This window comes from Acinetobacter sp. G18 (assembly GCF_052660225.1).
Map to the genome: position 1 here is coordinate 3,276,091 of NZ_CP109658.1, position 21,911 is coordinate 3,298,001.

21 protein-coding genes are annotated in these 21,911 nt (G+C 38.5%); 7 read left to right on the forward strand and 14 right to left on the reverse strand.

Translation table 11 applies throughout. From position 1 onward, the window contains the following. Window positions 1–78 precede the first annotated feature (78 nt). From NE363_RS15500 to NE363_RS15510, 3 genes are all read left to right on the forward strand, one after another. The gene (locus NE363_RS15500; RefSeq protein WP_100290527.1) at window positions 79–1,005 is read left to right on the forward strand and encodes a DMT family transporter; all 927 of its coding nucleotides are present in this window, start codon (window positions 79–81) and stop codon (window positions 1,003–1,005) included. Window positions 1,006–1,073: 68 nt separating this feature from the next. Continuing rightward, entirely contained in the window at window positions 1,074–1,481 is a 408-nt protein-coding gene (locus NE363_RS15505) for a RidA family protein (protein ID WP_445535409.1), read from the forward strand. Window positions 1,482–1,499: 18 nt separating this feature from the next. After that, entirely contained in the window at window positions 1,500–2,690 is a 1,191-nt protein-coding gene (locus NE363_RS15510) for an MFS transporter (RefSeq protein ID WP_100191988.1), read from the forward strand. A gap of 81 nt (window positions 2,691–2,771) precedes the next feature. Here NE363_RS15510 and NE363_RS15515 read toward each other — a convergent pair whose 3' ends face one another. The 7 genes from NE363_RS15515 to NE363_RS15545 form a co-directional block, all read right to left on the reverse strand. Then, window positions 2,772–3,350, reverse strand: coding sequence for a TerD family protein (locus NE363_RS15515; RefSeq protein WP_151761241.1), 579 nt, complete (start codon window positions 3,348–3,350; stop codon window positions 2,772–2,774). A 47-nt stretch (window positions 3,351–3,397) separates the two neighbouring features. Beyond that, a complete protein-coding gene (locus tag NE363_RS15520; protein ID WP_019458112.1) occupies window positions 3,398–4,111 on the reverse strand; it encodes a TIGR00266 family protein in 714 nt (237 codons plus the stop codon). A 14-nt stretch (window positions 4,112–4,125) separates the two neighbouring features. After that, window positions 4,126–5,421 carry a VWA domain-containing protein gene (locus NE363_RS15525; RefSeq protein WP_445535410.1) on the reverse strand — a complete coding sequence of 432 codons (1,296 nt, stop codon included), beginning with the start codon at window positions 5,419–5,421 and terminating at the stop codon, window positions 4,126–4,128. Between the two features lie 77 nt (window positions 5,422–5,498). Next, on the reverse strand, window positions 5,499–6,074 hold the full coding sequence (locus NE363_RS15530; protein ID WP_445535411.1) for a TerD family protein: 576 nt from the start codon (window positions 6,072–6,074) through the stop codon (window positions 5,499–5,501). 83 nt (window positions 6,075–6,157) lie between these two features. Continuing rightward, window positions 6,158–7,225, reverse strand: a complete 1,068-nt coding sequence (locus NE363_RS15535) for a DUF475 domain-containing protein (protein ID WP_445535412.1) — start codon at window positions 7,223–7,225, stop codon at window positions 6,158–6,160. 58 nt (window positions 7,226–7,283) lie between these two features. Continuing rightward, entirely contained in the window at window positions 7,284–7,862 is a 579-nt protein-coding gene (locus NE363_RS15540; RefSeq protein WP_445535413.1) for a TerD family protein, read from the reverse strand. A 66-nt stretch (window positions 7,863–7,928) separates the two neighbouring features. Next, complete coding sequence (locus NE363_RS15545; RefSeq protein WP_445535414.1) at window positions 7,929–9,128, reverse strand: TerD family protein; 1,200 nt, start codon at window positions 9,126–9,128, stop codon at window positions 7,929–7,931. 794 nt (window positions 9,129–9,922) lie between these two features. Here NE363_RS15545 and dusA point away from each other — a divergent pair. The 3 genes from dusA to NE363_RS15560 all read left to right on the forward strand — a co-directional run bounded on the left by dusA (window position 9,923) and on the right by NE363_RS15560 (window position 12,345). After that, entirely contained in the window at window positions 9,923–10,927 is a 1,005-nt protein-coding gene (dusA, locus tag NE363_RS15550) for a tRNA dihydrouridine(20/20a) synthase DusA (RefSeq protein WP_134262262.1), read from the forward strand. A 334-nt stretch (window positions 10,928–11,261) separates the two neighbouring features. Beyond that, window positions 11,262–11,780, forward strand: a complete 519-nt coding sequence (locus tag NE363_RS15555; protein WP_100191996.1) for a hypothetical protein — start codon at window positions 11,262–11,264, stop codon at window positions 11,778–11,780. Between the two features lie 169 nt (window positions 11,781–11,949). Further along, the gene (locus NE363_RS15560) at window positions 11,950–12,345 is read left to right on the forward strand and encodes a hypothetical protein (RefSeq protein WP_081409801.1); all 396 of its coding nucleotides are present in this window, start codon (window positions 11,950–11,952) and stop codon (window positions 12,343–12,345) included. 32 nt (window positions 12,346–12,377) lie between these two features. Here the strand turns inward: NE363_RS15560 and NE363_RS15565 are convergent, their stop codons facing one another. Next, window positions 12,378–13,277: a LysR family transcriptional regulator gene (locus NE363_RS15565; RefSeq protein WP_100191997.1), complete on the reverse strand. Its 900-nt coding sequence runs from the start codon at window positions 13,275–13,277 to the stop codon at window positions 12,378–12,380. Window positions 13,278–13,410: 133 nt separating this feature from the next. Here NE363_RS15565 and NE363_RS15570 point away from each other — a divergent pair, with 133 nt between their 5' ends. Continuing rightward, window positions 13,411–13,482 carry a hypothetical protein gene (locus NE363_RS15570; RefSeq protein WP_223848716.1) on the forward strand — a complete coding sequence of 24 codons (72 nt, stop codon included), beginning with the start codon at window positions 13,411–13,413 and terminating at the stop codon, window positions 13,480–13,482. 76 nt (window positions 13,483–13,558) lie between these two features. Here the strand turns inward: NE363_RS15570 and NE363_RS15575 are convergent, their stop codons facing one another. From NE363_RS15575 to NE363_RS15600, 6 genes are all read right to left on the reverse strand, one after another. Then, on the reverse strand, window positions 13,559–14,320 hold the full coding sequence (locus NE363_RS15575) for a tRNA threonylcarbamoyladenosine dehydratase (protein ID WP_077164465.1): 762 nt from the start codon (window positions 14,318–14,320) through the stop codon (window positions 13,559–13,561). Window positions 14,321–14,650: 330 nt separating this feature from the next. Beyond that, window positions 14,651–17,407, reverse strand: coding sequence for an aconitate hydratase AcnA (acnA, locus tag NE363_RS15580; protein WP_191000724.1), 2,757 nt, complete (start codon window positions 17,405–17,407; stop codon window positions 14,651–14,653). A 124-nt stretch (window positions 17,408–17,531) separates the two neighbouring features. Next, on the reverse strand, window positions 17,532–18,344 hold the full coding sequence (locus NE363_RS15585) for a TatD family hydrolase (protein ID WP_445535415.1): 813 nt from the start codon (window positions 18,342–18,344) through the stop codon (window positions 17,532–17,534). After that, window positions 18,344–19,285, reverse strand: a complete 942-nt coding sequence (locus NE363_RS15590) for an RsiV family protein (protein WP_151761230.1) — start codon at window positions 19,283–19,285, stop codon at window positions 18,344–18,346. The genes NE363_RS15585 and NE363_RS15590 overlap by 1 nt, the downstream gene beginning before the upstream one ends. An 87-nt stretch (window positions 19,286–19,372) precedes the next feature. After that, window positions 19,373–20,215, reverse strand: a complete 843-nt coding sequence (locus NE363_RS15595; protein WP_445535416.1) for a hypothetical protein — start codon at window positions 20,213–20,215, stop codon at window positions 19,373–19,375. A gap of 69 nt (window positions 20,216–20,284) precedes the next feature. Further along, a complete protein-coding gene (locus tag NE363_RS15600; RefSeq protein ID WP_004698705.1) occupies window positions 20,285–21,877 on the reverse strand; it encodes a peptide chain release factor 3 in 1,593 nt (530 codons plus the stop codon). Window positions 21,878–21,911 lie beyond the last annotated feature (34 nt).

Consider the following 21,911-nt stretch of genomic DNA (forward strand, 5'->3'; position numbering starts at 1 on the left):
ACGATATTTGACTTAGAGTGTAATATAGGAAGATTTTTCTTTTTTTCAGACAATAGTCTCTCTTATACAGTCCTGTATATGAAAATTTCTTTATCTTCGTTTCAAATTGGGTCTTTTTTTGCGCTTTGTTCTGCTTTTCTATTCAGCACAAAAGCAATCTTTATTAAACAGACTTATGCCCTTTCTCCATTAGTAGACGGTACAGTCCTGATGGCTTTACGCATGTTAAGCGCTTTACCGTTCTTTCTACTCATTTGCTGGTTCAATAGGCATCATAATCAGGGCATAAAAAAGAAGGATTGGCTAATTTTAATTTTTGCTGGTCTATTAGGCTACTACTTCGCTAGTTGGCTCGATTTCATGGGTCTCATGTTTATTAGCGCCTCTTTAGAGCGGATTATCTTATTTTTATATCCAACACTTACCGTGATCGCATCAAGCCTGCTCTATAAACAAAAATTAGATGTAAAAAGTTTATTCGCCATTTTTCTTAGTTATGGTGGAACCGTATTGGTGATGCTTCAAGAGCATAACAATGCACCAATTCAGGGCAACTTTTGGTTAGGAACAAGTTTTGTATTTGCAAGTGCTGTAGCTTTTGCAGGTTATTTACTGCTAACCCCACCACTAATTAAAAAATTTGGTTCTTGGAATTTCACAGGCTTAGCGCTCACTATCGCCTGTATTGGTGCATTAACGCATTACGCTTTGAGTACACCTCACCCTATTCAGCTTATATTACAACTTCCCTCAAGCGTCATTTGGTATGGGGTCGGCTTAGGCTTTTTAGTCACCGTATTACCCACCGTTATGCTCATACAAAGCATTGAACGTCTGGGCGCATCACAATCTGCAATGATCGCATCGATTGGACCGGTTTTAACAATTTTACTTGCCGTTCTTTTCTTAAATGAACATCTTAATATGTGGCAATGGGTCGGCTGCCTACTCAATATTGTAGGTGTCATGATGATTACGCTTAGAAAGAAAAGACTAAAACACTAAATCTGCTTGACCTCAACTTAAGTTGAGGTTGGATACTCATCTAAATTTTACTGAACGGTTGAGTTCCAATGAATAAAGAAACTTTTAAAATCATAAATCCCTCTACTTTATATAACCCAACACCAAATGCTTACAGTCATGTTGCCGTAGTCCAAAATTTTAACAATATTATTCATGTTGCCGGTCAAGGTGGTGAAGATTCAAAAGATGAGCTCAGCTCAAATTTTCAAGAACAAGCCACTCAAGTTTTTAATAACATTCAACATGCTTTAACTGCGGCAGATGCAAAAATTTCTGATATTGCGGTTTTAAGAGTTTTAATTGTTGACCACTCGGATGAAAAACACCAAATTTTAATTAAAATCATGCAAAATCTATGGAAAAATCATCCTTTTCCAGCTTGCACGCTCATTCCTGTGCCACGCCTTGCATTAGAACGCATGCTTATTGAAGTTGAAGCAACGGCATATACCTAATAGAACTGAGAGAACATCATGTCTACCCCTGAAGATATCAGTCAAAATAAACCTTTGCTTTGGTTGATGGCAGCAGCATGTGGCTTATGTGCAGGTGTGAATTATTACTGTCAGCCACTAATTCACTCTATTCAGCAAGAGTTTGCAGTAACTCAAGCACAAGCCGCTTTAACAGTAACATTTGCTCAGGTGTCTTATGCCCTCGGTTTGCTCTTTATTGTTCCGATGGGTGACATCGTCAATAAAGCTAAGGCTATTCCGTTTTTAATGGTGCTTTGCGCAGTTGGCTTATTTACTTCTGCGTTTGCTGTTAACTTACCTATGCTCTGGATCGGTACAATTTTAGCAGGCCTGTTTTCTGTTGCAGCTCAAGTTCTTATTCCACTTGCAACTATGACAGTCAAACCTGAAAAAACGGGTGAGATTATTGGCTTTTTAATGAGCGGGTTATTGGTCGGAATTTTACTCTCGACCAGTCTGGCTGGTTTATTTTCCAATCTTTTTCATTGGAAAGTCGTTTATGTAGTAAGCGGTATATTAATGCTGCTATTGGCATTTACTTTAAAAAGTCGCCTGCCTTATGTATTGCGTATGAAAATGAACTATGGGCAAATCTTTGTTTCTATGGCTCAGCTTTTAAAGCAAGAGAAGCGACTATTATTAAGAGCGCTTACTGGTGCCTTCGCATTTGCAGCAGTCAGTATTTTGTATTCCACTATCGCACTACTACTCACCTCGGCACACCATTTGCCAGATCTATTTATCGGACTCGTTCCTCTAGTTGGTATTTTTGGTGCATTATCAACGCGCTATATTGGTAAATATGCCGATCAAGGCTATACAAAATTACTTACATGGATGGGCTGCGGGCTATTTTTAGTCAGCTGGATCTGCTTCTACTTCGGACAAACTCTACTCTTCGCTTATGTTATCGGATTTGCTTTAATTCAATTAGCACTCGCACTTGTTCACACCAGTAACCAAAGTATTATTTTCCGTTTACGTCCAGATGCTAAATCTCGTATTAATGCCATTTATATGACCACTTACTTTATTGGTGGTGCAGCCGGTTCAGCATTAGGAATTTTTGCTTGGAATCATGGTGGGTGGAGCATGACATGTCTTGCCGGTGTGGGACTCGTTGTGTTTTGCATTTTGTTTAGCGTGATTGATGCTTTCTTACAAAAAAAGCAGCTAGCTCAGCCATAACCTAACTTGTTAAAAATCATCTTTCTATAATCCACCATTGCTTTGAACAATGGTGGAAAAGCTACTTAGTCAAATACAAAATTAAATATGAGGTAAAACGTAAGGAACGATATCTTGAAAGGTACGTCCATGTACATTTTCACCAATTGCATGCATTTTCCATGCATCATTATGACGATAAATTTTTGCAATAATCAGGCCTGTATGCGCCCCTTGCGAGGAAAGTTTATAACTTGCAATTTCATGGTTGTTTGATTGATCAACCAAACGACAGAATGCATTTTCCACTTTCTCAAAAGTTTGACCGCGGAAGCTATTAACAGTAAACACCAAAGATTTTACTTGCGCTGGAATTTGATTAAGGTTGACACGAATCACTTCATCATCACCACTTCCAGCGCCTGTTAAATTGTCTCCAGAATGACGAATACTCCCATCTTTACTTTGTAATTGTCCAAAATAGACAACATCAAGCATTTTTTTATTTTCATCAAATAAAATGACTGAAGCATCAAGGTCAATATTACCACCACCACCAAAACCAAAAAAACCTTTACTTTTTACTACATCCCAGCCAACGCCTAAGAAAACTTGTTGAAGGCTACTACCATCTGCTTTTTGCAAATTGATTTTCTGACCTTTTTCTAAATTAATTGCCATATTATGGATCTTCCAATGAGGACTATAAAAATGATTACTTTTATTTTTTAATGAGACTGTTGACGGTTTAATTTAGACATCAACCACTGTAAAAAATTGTTCCGGTTTCTTGAACAAATTACGACTTTACCAGCACCGGAAAAACGCAATACCATGCCTTCACCACTAGTTACACTATTCACCAAGTTGCCAAGAAAACCACTATTCTGTGAAGTTGAAACAGATAAATGATAATTTAAACGCGAATCCCAGCAGACGACGTGCCCGTTATCAATAACAACCTCTTTATTCGGCTCTACTTCTAGTTCAAACAAGGTTCCACAACCAGAAACCACAACTTGACCTTGCCCACTGGTTTCCATAACAAGGAAACCACCAGTATTGCCAAAGAAAGCTCCTCCAAGACTAGTATTTAATCTTGCTTTGATATCGACTGAGTCGTGTGCGGCAACAAATGCACCATCACTTAAGATATATTGAGTTGCGCCAACATCAAGAATCTGCATATCACCATCTAGTGAAGCAGACAATAAGCAGTCCCCATCTCCACGTACAGCTTCGATATGTTGCTGGAATAAAGATTCATCATTAGCAAATCGACGGAATAAGGATTGCATTAAGCCACCTTGTAATCTTCCCTTTAACTCCAGAGCATCTTCCATCATAACCATTGCATTACTTTCACAATAAATTCGATCTCCTCGACGCATTGCAACATGTAAGAATGGTTCGGGTGAACCCACTAAACTAAAGTGTGCCATTTTGTTAACCTTTATTAATTTCTAACAATTCGATGATGCTTAGCAGCATTTAACCAATGAGGAAATTCTTGCAATAACAATTCATATAAGTGCTCATCCGACACACTATCAATTCGGTCTAAATTGAAGAAATTGCAGTTATCAACAATACGACCAGACATGTCATCCAGCTTTTCAAGTGCACCGTAATCACGGCCTCCAATTCCAACAAATTGCCAAAAAATTGGAAGCGTAGCCGCTTGAGATAATATTTTTTTCATTTGCCGACGACTTCCAACCCCACCGTCGGAAATAAACAAAACATAAGTTGGAATTTGATCATTAAACTTCTGAAAATAATTAATTACAGCTTCAATTGCTGGAATTTCTTCATTGTATCGTGCTCCAACCGACCAATTTTTCCAGCCTTGATGAGTTGTATTAATAAAATTATTAACATTCGTTAAAACAACATCATCTAGTTGTGTCGTTTTTGCAGCGAATGCCCAGCATTCAAAACTTCCGTTATCATCAAAATGGATTGCCAATGGCATCAAACGATCAACCACCTTTTGCACATCCCCACGGCGATATTGCCAATCCATTGATCCTGAAGCATCAAGCACCAGTGCAACTCTTGCTGTTACACCAAGCAAATTCTTTTTTTCTAACTCAACAAGAGATTTTTTAGTTAGATCAATAATTGAAGCGTTACCTGTTTTCTGTGCTTTTTCCAGTGACAGTTTTTTCTTTAGCTCAACACTCGATTGTTGCACTGTAGACTCTTTCTGTACAACGTCTTCATCTGCGACCTCCCCACCAAAATGGCGAATTAATGCAGCTAAACCATCATTAAAACCTTGTCCAATCGCAGCCAGTCGCCAAAATCCATCTTTACGGTAGATTTCAACTAACATTGTGGCACGTTCCTGCTCAAATAAATGATGATTTAGCTCTAATTCAGCAATAGGCTGATTTTGTAAATCCATTATTTTGACAGTTATTTTCTGCACCTCAGACATGACGGCAGGACCGTCAATTGCAGCAGTTAAAACCAGATGATTTATGGATAATGGAATCTTTTGAAGATCAACTCTAAATTCATTAGATTTATTATGATTTTCTAACAAACATACAGCCCGACATGGTGTTTCAGGTTGATTATAAAATGTCATGTATCGTTCATCACTTAAACGATACTGTGAATCAAGTCCAAAAGTAGCAATATCCAGATCAAAATCCGCTTGATATTGAACCTGAATATAAAAAGAGGATTGCCCCTGTAAGAGATCAATTAATTTTATTTTTTGTCCGCGAACTAGACTTAACATATGAAGGAGTAGCCTATTTTCATAACTTATAAATATAAAAAAAAGATAGTGCCTAAGCACTATCTTCCAGACGTCTATTAAACCGCAACGCCATAAGATGCAGCTAAAGGTCCTAAACCACCAGCAAAACCTTGACCAATTGCACGGAATTTCCATTCACTGCCATGTTTGTAAAGTTCACCGAAGATCATAGCCGTTTCCGTGCTACTGTCTTCAGATAAATCATAGCGTGCAATTTCGCTACCGCCCGCATCGTTACTTACACGAATATACGCATTAGCAACTTGGCCAAAATTCTGACTACGAGTCTGTCCCTCATAAATTGTGACAGCGAAGATTACTTTTGCTACATCAGCAGGAACCTTACTTAAGTCCACGCTTAATGTTTCATCATCACCTGCACCATCTCCTGTACGGTTATCACCATTATGAACAACAGAACCATCAGAAGACTTTAAGTTATTGAAAAATATAAAATCATGATCCGAACGAACTCTACCATTTTCATTGACTAAAAAAGCAATTGCATCAAGATCAAAAGCAGCCCCATCAGTCACACGTGGGTTCCAACCTAGGCCTACGGTTGTTTTGGTAATACCAGGTGCTTCTTTTGTTAAACTAACGTTACCGCCTTTAGTTAAGCTAATCGCCATATGAGTTACTCCTTATAAAATTTGACTGATTATTTGTTTCATTTGTTTGATAAAAGCCATATAAATGGTCTTTTCAAAAATTCTTATGAAGTTTGTATTTGATTTCTACTATAAGCAATTGACGACAACACCGCCCACGCAATAAATGCGATACCAATCAAACCTGTTACAACCTCAGGAACATGTCCACCTGTCCCTGTGTACAACATAATTGCTGCCAACGCGCCTATGGCATAATGTGCACCATGTTCTAAATAAATAAAGGCTTCTAGCGTACCTTGTTCAACCAAATAAATAGTCATTGAACGAACAAACATTGCACCTATTGCTAAGCCAAGCATAATAATGACGACATCATTCGTGATCGCGAATGCACCAATAACCCCATCAAAACTGAATGAAGCATCTAAAACTTCAAGATAAAGGAAACCACCAATACCTGCTTTAACAAGATTAGTAGACTTCCCTGATGCTTGTTCTTCACTTGTTTCATCATCACTACTTTCCAGTAAGTGACCAATTACTTGAACACCGATGTAAACTACAATGCCCCAAATACCCGCCACAATCACGATTAACTTTTGTTCTACAGGTACAAATGCCGCCATAATAAGTAGAGCGATGAGCGATACAAATACAGACATTGCAGGAATGTTAGCTAGATTAGATAGGTGTACCTCCAGCCAGTGGAACCAATGAGTATCTTTGCCATCATCAAATAAGAAATTCAAAAATACCAAAAGCAAGAACATGCCACCAAAAGCTGAAATCTCAGCATGGTGAGCTAACAGTTTCTCGGAATATGCTTTAGGATCATTTAATGCTAACTTAGCAACTTCAATCATTCCCATGTCTGCAGTTACGCCAACAATTAATAAAGGGAAAATTAAACGCATACCAAATACAGCGACCAGAATCCCTACTGTAAGAAAAATCTTTTTCCAGAATTCATCCCAGTTCCGTAATACTGAAGCATTTACAACTGCATTATCAAAAGATAAGGAGACTTCCATAACGGCCAATACACCAGTAATCAATAATGCTTTAAGCATCATTGAAAACCCTGCATTTGGCCCATGAGTAAAGCCCCACCACGCTGCCAATCCTAAACAGATCATGCTAAAAAAAATTGAGAAACGAAAATGTTTCATTTTTTACCTTTTATAAAAATTTAACGGTATTCATCATTTATTTATTGAAATGATAATTTTAGCCAACCTGAATACCATACTGTTGACACATTGCAGCCAATCCCCCAGCGTAACCTTGACCGACCGCTTTAAATTTCCACTCACCGTTATGACGATAGACTTCGCCAAATACCATTGCGGTTTCTGTTGAATAATCTTCAGCCAAGTCGAAACGAACAACTTCTACATTTGTATCCTGATTTACTACTCGTATGTATGCATTTGCGATCTGACCAAAATTTTGACCTCTTGCTTTCGCATCATGAATCGTTACGGTAATTGCTATTTTTTCAACTTCAGGTGCAACTTTTGAAAGATTTACCAGTAAGGTTTCATCATCACCATCGCCCTGTCCAGAACGATTATCACCTGTATGTTCTACTGCACCATCTTGTGATTTAAGCTGATTATAGAAAATAAAATCATGGTCACCACGAACCTTACCACCAGCTGTGAGTAAAAATGCACTCGCATCTAAATCAAACGCAGCACCATCAGTTGCACGTTCATCCCAACCCAATCCAATTAAAACTCTAACTAAATTAGGATCTGTTTTACTTAGGGATAAATTTCCACCTTTATTTAAACTAATTGCCATTTTATTTTTTCTCCTCGTTTGAACACTTTAAATTCAATAGTTTAAAAACTTACAAATAGATAAATTTTATTTACTACCAGCAACCCAACGCATTCCAAAACCAAATGCTTGGTCTAGTTCTCGATGTCCACGCACGTAACGGACATGACGCTGAACTTGAATACTTCCGCCTTTATTTACTAACTCAACAATCCCGCACATACCTAAAGGTTGCCCTTCTGACAAACGAACTTCTATAGGAGGCTGATCAGGTACATAAATTGTCACTACCGCATCTGTTTCTGCCCAATTCGGCACACCTTCATAAATAAAAGCAAATAACACTACGCGATGAATCTGTTGCCACTGTTTACCATTAATCCTGAGCCACTCACCTTCTTTTAATCCGCCAGTACGGTCATCAGCAGATAACTTAATAAATGGAAAACTATCAAAATCACCAAATTGACTACCCAAGGCTTGAATAACTGATTTATGGCCATTTTTCATCTCAAATAAACAGCCTAAATCTAAGTCAATTCCCTGATTTTGGTTAAGTAACTTTTTAAAGAATCCACCCGATTGAGTCTGCTGAGGACGTTGATTCCAATTGAGATTAATTTTAATTTCACCAAAGTCTTGATCTTGTTTTTGTAAACTAATCTGGCTATTACGCTTATCTAGCGTAATTTTATTTAAATTAATTTTGGGCTGAGGGACTGATGGAGTTTTTGGCAGAGTGTCTAAAACAGGACTAATAGGTTGATCGCTAATTTCAACCCCAAAATATTCAGATAATGGTTTTAGACCACCATTAAATCCTTGATTCACAAAACGGAATTTCCATTGATCTTTATAACGATAAACTTCGCCTAAAATGAGTGCTTTTTCTTTTTTTTCAGCGCTTTTTACAATCGCTGTAGCAGTGAGCTGCCCCTTTTCCCATAATTCAATTTCAATATCTTGAATTGTATTAAGTGCACCTTGACTATCGACCGTAGCACATACAGCAAACTTATTAATATCAAGATCTAATAGTTGTGTATTAATATTAAATTGGCTTACATAAGATCTGTCATTTGTAGTTTCAATTAATTCTATACTCCTGTTTAGTGTTTGCTTTTGACCATAAAAGATCATATCTGCATCACCACGAACTTTCCCTTGAGAATTTAATAGATATGCAGTCATATCTAAACCAATATCAGAAGGTAATATTATTTTAACTTTCAAAACAAATTGCGGGCAGCTCAAAGTGAGATTTGCACCTGTAATGAGTTGTTGCATGAATTTCCCCGTGTCTTAATTTATATTTTTAGCTGAATCTTTTTAATCTACTCAATAATTTGCATGACCTAGCACAATGTGGTGCGCTTCCAAGCATATTTATATGGCAGATAAGTAGCCTTATTTATATTGAATAAAATAATTTCGTCTGGTTTAACTCAATTCTATTAATCCAATAAGCCAAATGAATCATTAAAATTTGTATTAATTGAATCAATCTTTTACCTTAACAACCCCATGCTGCAACTCGATCTCAACCATATAATTCTTAAATTTAAATTAGAAAATAGACATAAAGGTCTTTATATTACACAATTACTTAAATTTATGCTGCGTACATTTATCAAAACTTTGGATTTTTTTAGATTTTTAATTAAAGTTTAGAGAAATTAATTACTAAAATATAAACAAACCCTATCCCATCTAGTAATGTCTAAATACTGTTTTAGAAGCCTATGATTCAGTTTTGAATATATAAATTATCCTAATGAGTATATATTTAGATAAACGATTGATTATTTATATAAAATCTATTTTTTAGAAATAATTTCTATTCTTTGAACTTACATACTAATACTATAAGTTTGGCTTTCGATTAACTATTAGCTGATTTGATGCTTTCTTACAAAAAAAGCAGTTGGCTCAGTCATAACCTAACTTGTTAAAAATCATCTTTCTATCCCCACCTCAAGGTCGGTTATAAATTATACGGTTAAAAGCCTCTGTCGATTCAAGGCTAAACCCCGTATAATGCTGCCCTTTCTTTAATTTAGCGGCTTTTGGGTCTATTGATTATGCAATCACTTCAATCGTTACAACCTCGTATTTCAGTTGCTCCAATGATGGACTGGACTACAAAGGATTACCGATTCTTTGCAAGGTTGTTTAACCCAAACGTTGTGCTGTATACCGAAATGGTAACGACAGGCGCGATCTTATTTGGCGATGCAAAACGCCACTTGGACTATAACGCTCAAGAACACCCAATCGTACTGCAACTCGGTGGTTCAAACCCACAAGAACTTGCCACTTGTACAAAAATGGCTGAAGACTGGGGGTATGACGAAGTCAACCTGAATGTAGGCTGCCCAAGTGACCGTGTACAGAATAATAAAATCGGTGCATGTTTAATGGCAGAACCAGACTTGGTCGCTGAATGTATTCATAGCATGCAAAAAGCGGTGAATATTCCAGTAACGGTAAAGCACCGTATTGGTATTGATGACATGCAGTCTTATGAAGAAATGCTGCACTTTGTAGATACTGTTGCGGCAACGGGCTGCACACACTTTGTCGTCCATGCCCGTATTGCCATATTGAAAGGTTTGTCTCCGAAAGAAAACCGCGAAGTACCACCTCTACGCTATGAAGATGTTTACCGTTTAAAGCAAGAACGCCCACATCTAACTATTGAAATTAATGGTGGTATTAAAACTTTTGCTGAAACTCAAGTTCATTTACAGCATGTTGACGGCGTGATGATTGGTCGTGAAGCCTATCACAACCCTTACCTACTTGCTGAGCTCGGCCAACTCTGGAACTTAGAAGCACCAGACCGTTTCGATATTATGGAGCAAATGCTGCCTTATATTGAGCAACGTATGGCTGAGGGTGCACCACTCTCTATCATTACCCGTCATATTTTAGGTTTATTTCAAAACTTACCAGGTGCACGTAAATGGCGTCAGGCATTAAGCGGTGGAAATGCGAAAACTTTAGCTGATGTAGAGAATGCAATTCGAAACATGCAAGCTGCCATCATTCGTACTGAAGAATATGTAAAAGAGCATCAGGTTTAAGCGCGCTCAGCGCCCTTAAATTGTAAGAAAATGTGGCATTTTAAATCAGAGACTTAGATTTTGAGTATATTCGCAAATGTCGGCTCAAAATATTCAAATTTAAGCTCTGATTAATTATTTAAAATGAATAATATCAAGTAATTAAATTTCACTGATTTCAGCCACCCTTTTAACTAGGCTTTTTTCTTAGTCAGAAATAAAAACTGGAAAAAAGATACGTTATTACATAACATAAACAAAACTTTTAAGTTTGGGCAATTAGTATCTCTGAACGCCACAGGTAGGTGGTGATTTTCTAAATACGGATATAGGTAGTACGGGTAGAGATTTCACGATGATTATTTATGACGGACAAGTAGCTGATAACTATATGTATCAGGATTCAAATCAGGCAGCGATTGTTGTATCACACAGCACACCAAGCCTTCCTTATCCCTTCACCATGAAACCCAATAATCACCGCACTGAAAGCAACACCCCTCCAGCCATAGATGTAGAAAAATTCGTAGCAAAATTAGAAAGTGTTACCTCTAGACGCAGTAAAGCTCGTTGTGCACGTAGCATTCGTCTTGCACTTGAGTCTGCTGGTGCCGATGTTGAAAACCATCCAATTGCAGCATCTGATTGGGGTGATACCCTGAAAAAGATCGGCTATAGAGAAATTGATCCAGCTTTTGATGAGCCACAAGAAGGCGACATTTACATCATTCATAGAACCCGCAATCACGTTTATGGGCATATTGCTGGTTACACAGGCAGTGAATGGGTTTCTGACTTTAAACAAAGCAGTTATGACGTCTATAAAGATGATAGCGTTACATATACTTATTACCGATTAGGGCAAGCTACCTAAGAGCTAGATGTTCAATCACTTGAATCATTTTAAGTATCTTATCAAACAAATGCTTTAAATCCAGCTTGGCTTAATTTTTGCTTTATTTTCATATTGTACTCGTCAAAAATAATGATAGAACTTTATGAAAAAAATACTGCTGAGCTTTTACTTACTCACGTCATTTACTATGACGCATGCTACCTCAGATACAAACGTTGACGAGGTTTTAAAAAAAGTACCTGAAAAACGAATTTATCAGCCCCAATATTTATTAAAAGACACAACTCCTAAAGCTCGGATCAATGTGATACGAAAACAATATTTAAATGGACTACTAGATTGCCCCTCCGTTATTTATCACGACAAGAAAAAAATTCTATCTTTGCACTCATTTGAAGAAGCAACATTTTTTCTAGAACCCGATCGTTACTATATTCGCTATGAGGTTAACAATAGTGGTTGTATCAATTTGGAATTTTACCAGCATAACCGCCCCAAAATGGACATCCTATCTCAGGAGCGTCAATTAGAAGGTGATACCGAATATACATTTTCTATTAGTGAGCACACTGGAGCACAATAATTGTTTCAGCATAAAGTTAAACCCATCTCCTCTCATACTTGCAGCAGATGGTAGATCTGCTCAACATAAGGTTGAATCAGATCGCTTTGGTTTGTTCTGTAAGCTAAAACCACTTCAGATAAAAGATTCTTATTTTCTAGAGGAATCAATTTTACATTTTTGGGCAGTATTTCCCCAAACTCTTTGGGAACAATGCTAATACCCAAATTTTCAGCGACTAACTGTAATTGGCTTAACTTACGTGATTGGATCATTGCTGCTTTAGGCCAGAAGCCAGCCCCTACACACAAGTTTGAAACCAAATAACTTAAACCGCCTCGTTTAGAATGTGGTGTAGAAACAAAATACTCATCTTTTAGGTCTTTGACTTGAATCTCTTGTTTACTTGCAAATTTAGCATGATCAACATGCACAGCCACCATTAAAGGTTCTTCATATAGCTTAATAATACTAAGCTCATCTAAAGTGTGCCGAACTGGTGGCCTGATCAAACCAATATCAATTTCTCCACTCATTAACGCTAGAATTTGATGCTCAGACGACAAAGTATTTATCTCAAAATTTATATGATTGGCTAAGCTAATTTCTTTTAATATATGAATCTTTCTCTCATCCATAATAATACTGCTCGAGTGAGCAATTTTAATCTGGCGATTTTTTCCTTCAGCAATATTCTTAGAAACTCCAATAATTTCATTTAAATAGTGCATATTATTTTTTATTTTTTTATAGAAGACCTCTCCTGCCGTTGTAAGCTTTACTTTCTTATCAGTGCGATCAAATAACTGAAAATCAATTTCTTCTTCTAATAGCTTCATTTGTCGACTTAAAGCAGACTGAGCAATAAAGAGCTTTTCTGAAGCAGCAGTAAAACTCCCTTCTTCTACAATTTTTATAAAATATTGGAATTGTTTTAATGTGAGCATTACCATCTCAAAATTAGATTATTAGGTCTAGTTTCTATATTAGATTAGATAGATTGCCTTCGCTAGAATTTTATCAAGACCACTCACTTGATTGAATTATTCATGAAGTATTTTAAAGGTTTCACCATCTTTACTGTCGTTGTTCTACTTTTATGGTGTTTTAAATTTTACGATCAGCAGCTTCCAACACAGCCCAAACACGACACTATAGAGTTATATGATTAAATAGTTTTTCCCAAAACAAAAGGCATGCACTCATATAAGCGCATGCCTTTTCAATATTTAAATTAAGCTTTCTTTAAATCGAGCTTTTTCAAAACTTCAGCCACAGCAATCATGGCAAAACTTGAAGTCACCACTACCGCTGAACCATAACCACCACAGCGCAGGCCAGCTGATGGGCAGACGTCTGCACTAGAAAATGGATTATCAGTTGAATAAACACAAGTAATACCAAATTTCTCTTTTGGCTTTTTGCAGATGCCGCGAGCACGAAGTTGACTACGTAGCTTTGCTAACATTGGGTCTTGTTCTGTTTTTGATAAATCAGCCACACGAATTTTAAGTGGATCAAGCTTACCACCCGCTCCGCCCGACACAATCAAAGGTATTTTGTTAAAACGGCAATGAAGCATTAAAGCCAGTTTTGCTTTAACGTCATCGATGCAGTCCAAAACAATGTCTGGTACAGGGTTTAAAAGCTCTGTGACATTTTCAGGTGTTAAGAAATCATCAATAATATTAACTTTAATACGCGGGTTAATTTGACGACAACGCTCCGCCATAATTTCAACTTTTTCACAGCCCAGCGTAGATGACATTGCAGGTAGCTGACGGTTTACATTTGATGCTGCAACCACGTCCATATCTACCAGCGTGATCTCGCCAATACCTGTACGTGCTAAAGCCTCTACCGCCCAACTGCCAACTCCACCAATACCAATCACCATCACATGACTTTTCTCATAGTGCTGGAACGATGAATCACCATAAATTTTGGCTACACCTGCAAAACGGCGGTCATATTCATCTTGTTGGAGATCGGTCATTGCTACTCTTTGAGGGGATATAAAACACGAGGAGTATTTTACTGCTTTTCAAAACCAAATTGCTACTTGGCACTAGCCAGCTATCTGATTGGTGCCAAAGCCATTCACAGCCTGTCGAGCATCGACAAGATACTGTTTTTGCAAAACGTAAGATGCTAATTAATATTGAACAGGTTCTGTGAATGGCAATGGTTTTGCCTACTTTTGCCGAAACAAAAGTAGGGTTATGAGCTACTGCTATTAGAATTTTTTTACGGGAGGACCCCGTCGTGATAATTCTTCCAATACCAACCAATAAAAATATTGATTGGTATTAATCTCAAGACAACATTAACCAGCAATTAAATTCCGCAGTACATAATGCAAAATACCACCAGCCTTAAAGTACTCCACCTCATTTAACGTATCAATTCGACATAACACATTAAAATGGCTGGCTACTCCATTTGGCCCTTTCACATCAACTTCAAGAATTTCATGGGGCTGAATACCATCCGATAAACCACGAATTGAAATAACCTCATGACCAGTTAAATTGAGGGACTGTCTGGTTTGTCCATCAACAAACTGGAGTGGCAACACCCCCATACCCACCAAGTTTGAACGGTGAATACGCTCGAAGCTTTCGGCAATCACGGCTTTTACACCTAACAAGTTCGTTCCTTTGGCAGCCCAGTCACGTGAAGAACCCGTTCCATATTCTTTACCAGCAATAATCACAAGCGGCGTATGCTCTTGTTGATAACGCATTGCTGCATCATAAATGGCAAGCTTCTCACCACTTGGTACATGAATAGTATTACCGCCTTCTTCACCGCCGAGCATTTCGTTTTTAATACGAATGTTGGCAAAGGTACCTCGCATCATGACTTCATGATTACCACGTCGCGAACCATAAGAGTTGAAGTCTTTTGGCTCAACACCTTGTTCTTGTAAATATCGGCCTGCCGGACTGTCTTTTTTGATATTACCTGCTGGCGAAATATGGTCGGTCGTTACCGAGTCACCTAGCACTGCCAAAATACGTGCCTGTTCAATATTTTTAATCGGTTTTGGCGGTTCACCAATTCCTTCAAAGAACGGCGGATGGCGAATATAAGTCGAGTCATCAGCCCATTCGTAAGTTTTACTTTTTGGAATCTGAATCGCTTGCCAACTTTCATCACCATCAAATACTGCAGCATATTCTTTGTGGAACATGTCGGTATTTACTTTTTGCAGCACTTCATCAATTTCTGCCTGACTTGGCCAGATATCTTTTAAGTAAACAGGTTGTCCATCTTTACCTTCCCCGATGGGTTGCGTCGTTAAGTCAGTACGAATATTCCCAACTAAACCGTAAGCAACTACCAAAGGTGGCGAAGCAAGCCAGTTTGTTTTAACTAATGGGTGTACACGCCCTTCAAAGTTACGGTTACCCGAAAGTACTGATGCAACATTCAAATCATGGCATTGAATTGCTTCTTCAACTGGTTCGGGTAGTGGACCTGAGTTACCAATACAGGTTGTACAACCATATCCTACCAAGTTATAGCCCAACTCATCTAAATACGGCGTGAGCCCAGCAGCCAACAAATAGTCCGTCACGACTTTAGAGCCAGGTGCAAGTGAACTTTTTACCCATGGTTTACGCTGCAAGCCTTTTTCAATGGCTTTTTTAGCAAGTAGACCTGCTGCCAGCATGACACTTGGATTAGAAGTATTGGTACATGAAGTAATTGCTGAAATGACGACATCGCCATGATTTAAAGGATACTTTTCTCCATCAATTACACAGGATGGGCTTTCATGCTGAATATTGGATTTGGTCGCTTGTACAGCAGTACCACCGCCGCCTTCATTTTCCAAACGCTCTTTAGCTTCTTTTACAGGCTTTAGATTTAACTCCATTAAGGCATTAAACGTTTTAGGCACTTCTGACAACAGTACACGGTCTTGTGGGCGTTTTGGACCAGCTAGACTTGCCTGAACCGTACTCATATCTAAACTTAACGTATCGGTGAAAACTGGTTCATCGCCAGCATTACGCCATAAGCCTTGAGCTTTGCTGTACGCTTCAACCAATTCAATACGGTCACTTTGACGACCAGTAAGCTTCAAATACCCCAAAGTCACTTCATCGATTGGGAAGAAACCACAAGTCGCACCATATTCAGGTGCCATATTGGCAATAGTTGCGCGGTCAGCAAGTGGTAAGTCGGCTAAACCGTCTCCATAAAATTCTACAAATTTACCCACTACACCTTTTTGGCGAAGCATTTGAGTAATAGTGAGCACCAAGTCAGTCGCTGTAATCCCTTCTTGTAATTTGCCTGTGAGTTTAAAACCAATCACCTCAGGAATAAGCATAGAAATAGGTTGGCCGAGCATGGCAGCTTCTGCTTCAATACCACCAACACCCCAACCCAATACACCTAAACCATTAATCATCGTGGTATGCGAATCTGTACCGACCAAGGTGTCAGGGAAAGCAAAAGTTTGGCCGTTATCTTCACCGAGCCATACCGCTTGAGCTAAATATTCTAAATTGACCTGATGACAAATACCTGTACCCGGAGGCACGACACTAAAGTTATTAAATGCAGATTGTCCCCAACGCAAAAATTGATATCGCTCACCATTACGTTGCATTTCAATTTGAACGTTTTCTTCAAAAGCCTGATCATCAGCAAAATGGTCAACCATCACAGAGTGGTCAATGACTAAGTCTACAGGGGATAACGGATTAATTTTTTCAGGGTCTCCACCCGCTTGTGCCATTGCTGCACGCATGGCAGCCAAGTCAACCACAGCCGGAACACCAGTAAAATCCTGCATTAAAACCCGTGCAGGTCGGTACTGAATTTCTTGATCTGAACTACGGGTTTTTAACCACTCTGCTAAAGCATGAATGTGTTCTGTTTTAACGCTATGCTGATCTTCAAACCGTAATAAGTTTTCCAACAGTACTTTTAATGATTTCGGCAGTTTGGCAATGTCACCTAGCTTTTTCTCGGCTTGGCTTAAGCTAAAAATCTGATAATTGCTGGAACCTACTGTTAGCGTCTGTAGAGCATTAAAACTATTGATATTGCTATACTTAGCCATTGGGTTATCCTCCCATGTCTGGCAATGTTATTTTTCACGTTTTTACATGTTGTTTTCTTACTTTAAGCTTCTTTTCTAATCGCTGTGTTTTGTTTTAGTTAATATTTTTAATCTTTGATTTTTATTACGATAATTTCAAAGCAGATAGAGAGTTTTTCCACAGTTTTTCGGCTAAATCTGACTCAGCCATATTTAAATTTTCGGCCAAACTTTTGAGTACAAACGGTAAGTTTACAGGAGTATTGCGAGTACGCTGCTCAGCAGAGGTTTGACAGCAAAGTGGTGTCATATCCGGACAGTCCGTTTCTATTACCAAATGCTCGGCACCTATAGCTTGCACAACGGTATGAAGCTTTTTCGCATTTGGGTTAGTCACTTGCCCCGTTACACCAATTTTAAAACCGAGTTTAATTAGCCCTTTTGCCTCTTCTACACCACCACTAAAGGCATGTGCAATTCCGCCCAATTTAAACTTATGCGCTTTTAATAATGCAAGCACATCGCCATGTGCTTTTCGAATATGAAGCAGCACTGGTTTTTGGTATTGCGTTGCCAGTTCTAACTGGTCAGCAAAATACTGCTTTTGCTTAGCATATATATCGGGCTGCTTATGTTCTTTCAAGAAAGTATCTAAGCCAATTTCACCTACGGCTACACACTCTTCTTGCTGTAAAATTTGTTCAAGATGAGAAAGATGCTCTGACCTGTGCTGCTCGATATAAAATGGATGCAACCCCGGTGCTAAATAAGAAGTCGGTACATTATCCCACTGCTTAAGCTGGTGATGGGTTTGCAATAATTCATCAAAGCGTGACTGCAAAAAGCCAATTAACACCAAAGCATCTACACCCACTTTTTTAGCATCGAGTGCTAACTGTTGCCGATCTTCATCAAAATCGGCAACATCAAAATGGGTATGGGTATCAAACAAACGCATTAGTTAGCACTTTTTGCAACGGGAGCCGAAGCTGGTTTGGCTTTAGGCTGTGGCAAATATTCTTCTTTCAACACATCTTGTAATTGGTCATATGGAATGACTAAACGAGGCAACCCAACTACGTAAGGCCCAATTTCGTACTCACCATATTGAAGAATCAAGCCCTGATCACCTAACAAGAAGTTCTCGGTAAGTTTAAATGGCCAAGCTTGTTCATATTCACTCACACTATTGGCAAGCTTTGAGTCGGTCACCCAAGCTTTAAATACTTCATGTGCTAACTTTTCTAAAGCTGCTTTTTTCTGCGGGCGTAATAAGTCTTCAAGTTTGATGTGCTTTTGTTCTTTTAAATCAAAATTATAATATTGCTGTGCTGCCGAACCATGTGCACCACCTAAATAGCTACTGCTATTGACGACAACGGTTACCACTTTACCTTGTGACTGTATAATTTTAGGTTTCACTAAAAGGTTAATTTGATGATTATTACTTAGCGCTTTTAATTCGTTGTCTAAGCCAACAAATGAATTTGCATAGCGCTGAACTTCAACATCAAAACTATCTTGTTGGTTAGCAGCAGCAACTGCAGAGGCCTCTGTATTTTTATCAGTTTTTTCTGCTTTTTGATCTGGCTTCGCAATTTCAAGAATCTGACCAAGTGCTTTTAAAACTTGTTGGTCAATAATCTTATCAATGAAAGGATAGTTACTTTGCAGGCGCTCTACTCTAAAGTCTGGGCAAGTTTTACCACTACAGTCTGGCAAAATCACCTTACTAGGAACTGTTTCCCCTTTTAAAGTCAGCTCTACTGGCTTTTGCTCAACCACTGCGGGTTTTTGCTGATCTTCCGATTCTTTAGGATCACTTTTAGGCTGACATGCCACTAAAAATAACGCAGAAGCAAGTAGCGTTAAACGGAACGAGGCCTTAGAAGTTAACATCATATTTTGCCTTTATTCTGAGAAGATTATGCATAACTGATATGAAGTTAGCGCATCTATAAGTAGGTTGCAAATTCTGCTACCAACTTAGAACATTTGTTCATAAACCTCAGGTTGTAATATTTTTTTAGTTTGCTCTGTCGTTAAATAAATATCGAACTGAGGAGCATCTTTGGTAATCTGATTTGCCTGATAATGCAAACCTACACCTTCACCATCAAAGAACCAGTCTGCTTGTCCCCAATATAAGGTTTTTGGAGCGTCTTTTTTGACGTCAGCGCTTTGCTTTTTGAGCCAGTCTTGATAAGCAGTTTGCACAATTTGATGCACAGTGGTTTGTTGGTCTTTTTGAAGTACATCAAGCAAAGTTAAACTTTTATGTAATTTACGGTCAGCCACAAAAAAATAATAACGATCTTTTATCGTGACTTCTTCCTGTTTACTATCCAAACCTAATTGCAATAAAACATACTGATTACGCTGCGAAGCAATGCGCGTATGAATGTGTAACTCATAGGCACGGTTTTTAGAATATTTATCTTGCCATTCATCAGACTTTTTGACGTAAGCATCTACTGCTTGTTGCAAGCTCAAATCTTTTTTCAAATCAATTTGAGTCTGAATGACTTTCGCCTGATTTTTTTCAATCCAGCTATTTAACCAAGTATCTTGAGTTTTTATCGTTTGAATATCGACATCAATACAGTTTTTCTTTTCACAAAAAGGCACTGCATAATTTGCCTTGGTTTCGGTCAAATTTAAATAAGGTAGTACCTCTGCTTTCTCAGCAGAGTGATCTTTAGCAGAAGCTACATTTTTTTGAGAGGATGATGAGGACTGAGTACCCTTCCAGACAAATGCAGAAATAGCAGAAATTAATGCTATGGCTGCAACTACAAGTACAATAATTGCTTTTTTACTCAAATTCATTTCATCATCCTTTCTTATTTTTCAAAACAAAACAGCTTCTATTCGAAGCTGTTTGTTATGTTTACATGATTAGTGTTCACGAGTGTTACGGAACTGAATGTCAGGCCAACGCTCTTGCATAATCTGCAAATTCACTCGGCTTGGAGCAAGATACGTTAAGTGACCGCCACCATCAATTGAAAGCTGGTCGTGTGCTTTTTTCTTGAACTCATTAAGAATCTTGTCATCATCACAATGAATCCAACGCACAGTATTTACACTTACTGGCTCGTAAACACAGTCAACTTTATATTCTTCTTTCAAGCGGTAAGCAACGACGTCGAACTGAAGCACACCAACTGCACCCACAATCAAATCATTGCTAATTTGCGGCATAAACACCTGAGTTGCACCTTCTTCAGACAACTCTTTCAAACCTTTTTGCAACTGTTTTGACTTTAATGGGTCTTTCAAACGTACACGGCGGAACATTTCTGGCGCGAAGTGTGGAATACCAGTGAAGTGCAAGTTTTCGCCACTAGTGAAAGTATCACCAATCTGGATTGTACCGTGGTTATGTAAACCAATAATATCCCCCGGCCATGCTTCTTCTAAATGCTCACGCTCACCAGCCAAGAAAGTCAACGCATCACTAATGCGAACTTCTTTACCAATACGCACGTGGTTCATTTTCAGGCCTTTCTCGTATTTACCTGAACAAATACGCATGAACGCAATACGGTCACGGTGTTTAGGGTCCATGTTGGCTTGGATTTTAAATACAAAACCAGAGAAACCTTCTTCTTTCGCTTCAACCACACGCTCTTGCGTTGGGTGAGCTTTAGGTTCAGGTGCCCAGTGCATAAATGCATCTAGAACGTGGTCAACACCAAAGTTACCTAATGCTGTACCAAATAGAACAGGTGTTTGTTTACCTTGTAAGAAAAGCTCGCGGTCTAATGGCTCATTTGCCATTTGTACAAGCTCAAGCGACTCTTCAAATGAAGCCCAAGCTAACTCACCTACTTTTTCACGAATATCGGCATGGTCATAACCATCACGCACTTCAATATCTGTAATCGTTGAACCAAAACCTGCTTTATACACATACAATTTATTTTCAAGAATATTGTATACACCAGCAAAGTCACGACCCATACCAAGTGGCCATGTAATTGGTACACAACGAATGTTTAAAACGTTTTCGATTTCGTCTAACAACTCAAGTGGCTCACGAATTTCGCGGTCCATTTTGTTGACGAAAGAAATAATTGGTGTGTCACGCATACGACACACTTCCATCAATTTGATGGTACGCTCTTCGACACCTTTTGCACCGTCAATTACCATGAGTGCAGAGTCAACCGCGGTAAGCGTACGATAAGTATCTTCCGAGAAGTCTTCGTGCCCTGGTGTATCGAGTAAGTTAATCGTGTGACCTTTATATGGGAACTGCATAACAGACGTGGTAATCGAAATACCACGTTCTTTTTCCATTTCCATCCAGTCAGATGTAGCTGCACGGTCAGATTTACGGCTTTTTACCATCCCTGCAACCTGAATCGCTTTACCCCATAACAACAGTTTTTCTGTCATAGTGGTTTTACCGGCATCGGGGTGGGAAATAATAGCAAATGTGCGTCGTTGAGCGACCTGTGCCGCTAACTCATCTTTAAAACTCATGAAATACACCTACTGCGGAGATTGCAGTGCCAAA

What these genes read in the sequence shown, in the direction of transcription:
- NE363_RS15500 (WP_100290527.1), top strand. Translation starts at nt 79, where the DNA reads ATGAAAATTTCTTTATCTTCGTTTCAAATTGGGTCTTTTTTTGCGCTT.
- NE363_RS15505 (WP_445535409.1), top strand. Translation starts at nt 1,074, where the DNA reads ATGAATAAAGAAACTTTTAAAATCATAAATCCCTCTACTTTATATAAC.
- NE363_RS15510 (WP_100191988.1), top strand. Translation starts at nt 1,500, where the DNA reads ATGTCTACCCCTGAAGATATCAGTCAAAATAAACCTTTGCTTTGGTTG.
- NE363_RS15515 (WP_151761241.1), bottom strand. Translation starts at nt 3,350, where the DNA reads ATGGCAATTAATTTAGAAAAAGGTCAGAAAATCAATTTGCAAAAAGCA.
- NE363_RS15520 (WP_019458112.1), bottom strand. Translation starts at nt 4,111, where the DNA reads ATGGCACACTTTAGTTTAGTGGGTTCACCCGAACCATTCTTACATGTT.
- NE363_RS15525 (WP_445535410.1), bottom strand. Translation starts at nt 5,421, where the DNA reads ATGTTAAGTCTAGTTCGCGGACAAAAAATAAAATTAATTGATCTCTTA.
- NE363_RS15530 (WP_445535411.1), bottom strand. Translation starts at nt 6,074, where the DNA reads ATGGCGATTAGCTTAACTAAAGGCGGTAACGTTAGTTTAACAAAAGAA.
- NE363_RS15535 (WP_445535412.1), bottom strand. Translation starts at nt 7,225, where the DNA reads ATGAAACATTTTCGTTTCTCAATTTTTTTTAGCATGATCTGTTTAGGA.
- NE363_RS15540 (WP_445535413.1), bottom strand. Translation starts at nt 7,862, where the DNA reads ATGGCAATTAGTTTAAATAAAGGTGGAAATTTATCCCTAAGTAAAACA.
- NE363_RS15545 (WP_445535414.1), bottom strand. Translation starts at nt 9,128, where the DNA reads ATGCAACAACTCATTACAGGTGCAAATCTCACTTTGAGCTGCCCGCAA.
- dusA (WP_134262262.1), top strand. Translation starts at nt 9,923, where the DNA reads ATGCAATCACTTCAATCGTTACAACCTCGTATTTCAGTTGCTCCAATG.
- NE363_RS15555 (WP_100191996.1), top strand. Translation starts at nt 11,262, where the DNA reads ATGATTATTTATGACGGACAAGTAGCTGATAACTATATGTATCAGGAT.
- NE363_RS15560 (WP_081409801.1), top strand. Translation starts at nt 11,950, where the DNA reads ATGACGCATGCTACCTCAGATACAAACGTTGACGAGGTTTTAAAAAAA.
- NE363_RS15565 (WP_100191997.1), bottom strand. Translation starts at nt 13,277, where the DNA reads ATGGTAATGCTCACATTAAAACAATTCCAATATTTTATAAAAATTGTA.
- NE363_RS15575 (WP_077164465.1), bottom strand. Translation starts at nt 14,320, where the DNA reads ATGACCGATCTCCAACAAGATGAATATGACCGCCGTTTTGCAGGTGTA.
- acnA (WP_191000724.1), bottom strand. Translation starts at nt 17,407, where the DNA reads ATGGCTAAGTATAGCAATATCAATAGTTTTAATGCTCTACAGACGCTA.
- NE363_RS15585 (WP_445535415.1), bottom strand. Translation starts at nt 18,344, where the DNA reads ATGCGTTTGTTTGATACCCATACCCATTTTGATGTTGCCGATTTTGAT.
- NE363_RS15590 (WP_151761230.1), bottom strand. Translation starts at nt 19,285, where the DNA reads ATGTTAACTTCTAAGGCCTCGTTCCGTTTAACGCTACTTGCTTCTGCG.
- NE363_RS15595 (WP_445535416.1), bottom strand. Translation starts at nt 20,215, where the DNA reads ATGAATTTGAGTAAAAAAGCAATTATTGTACTTGTAGTTGCAGCCATA.
- NE363_RS15600 (WP_004698705.1), bottom strand. Translation starts at nt 21,877, where the DNA reads ATGAGTTTTAAAGATGAGTTAGCGGCACAGGTCGCTCAACGACGCACA.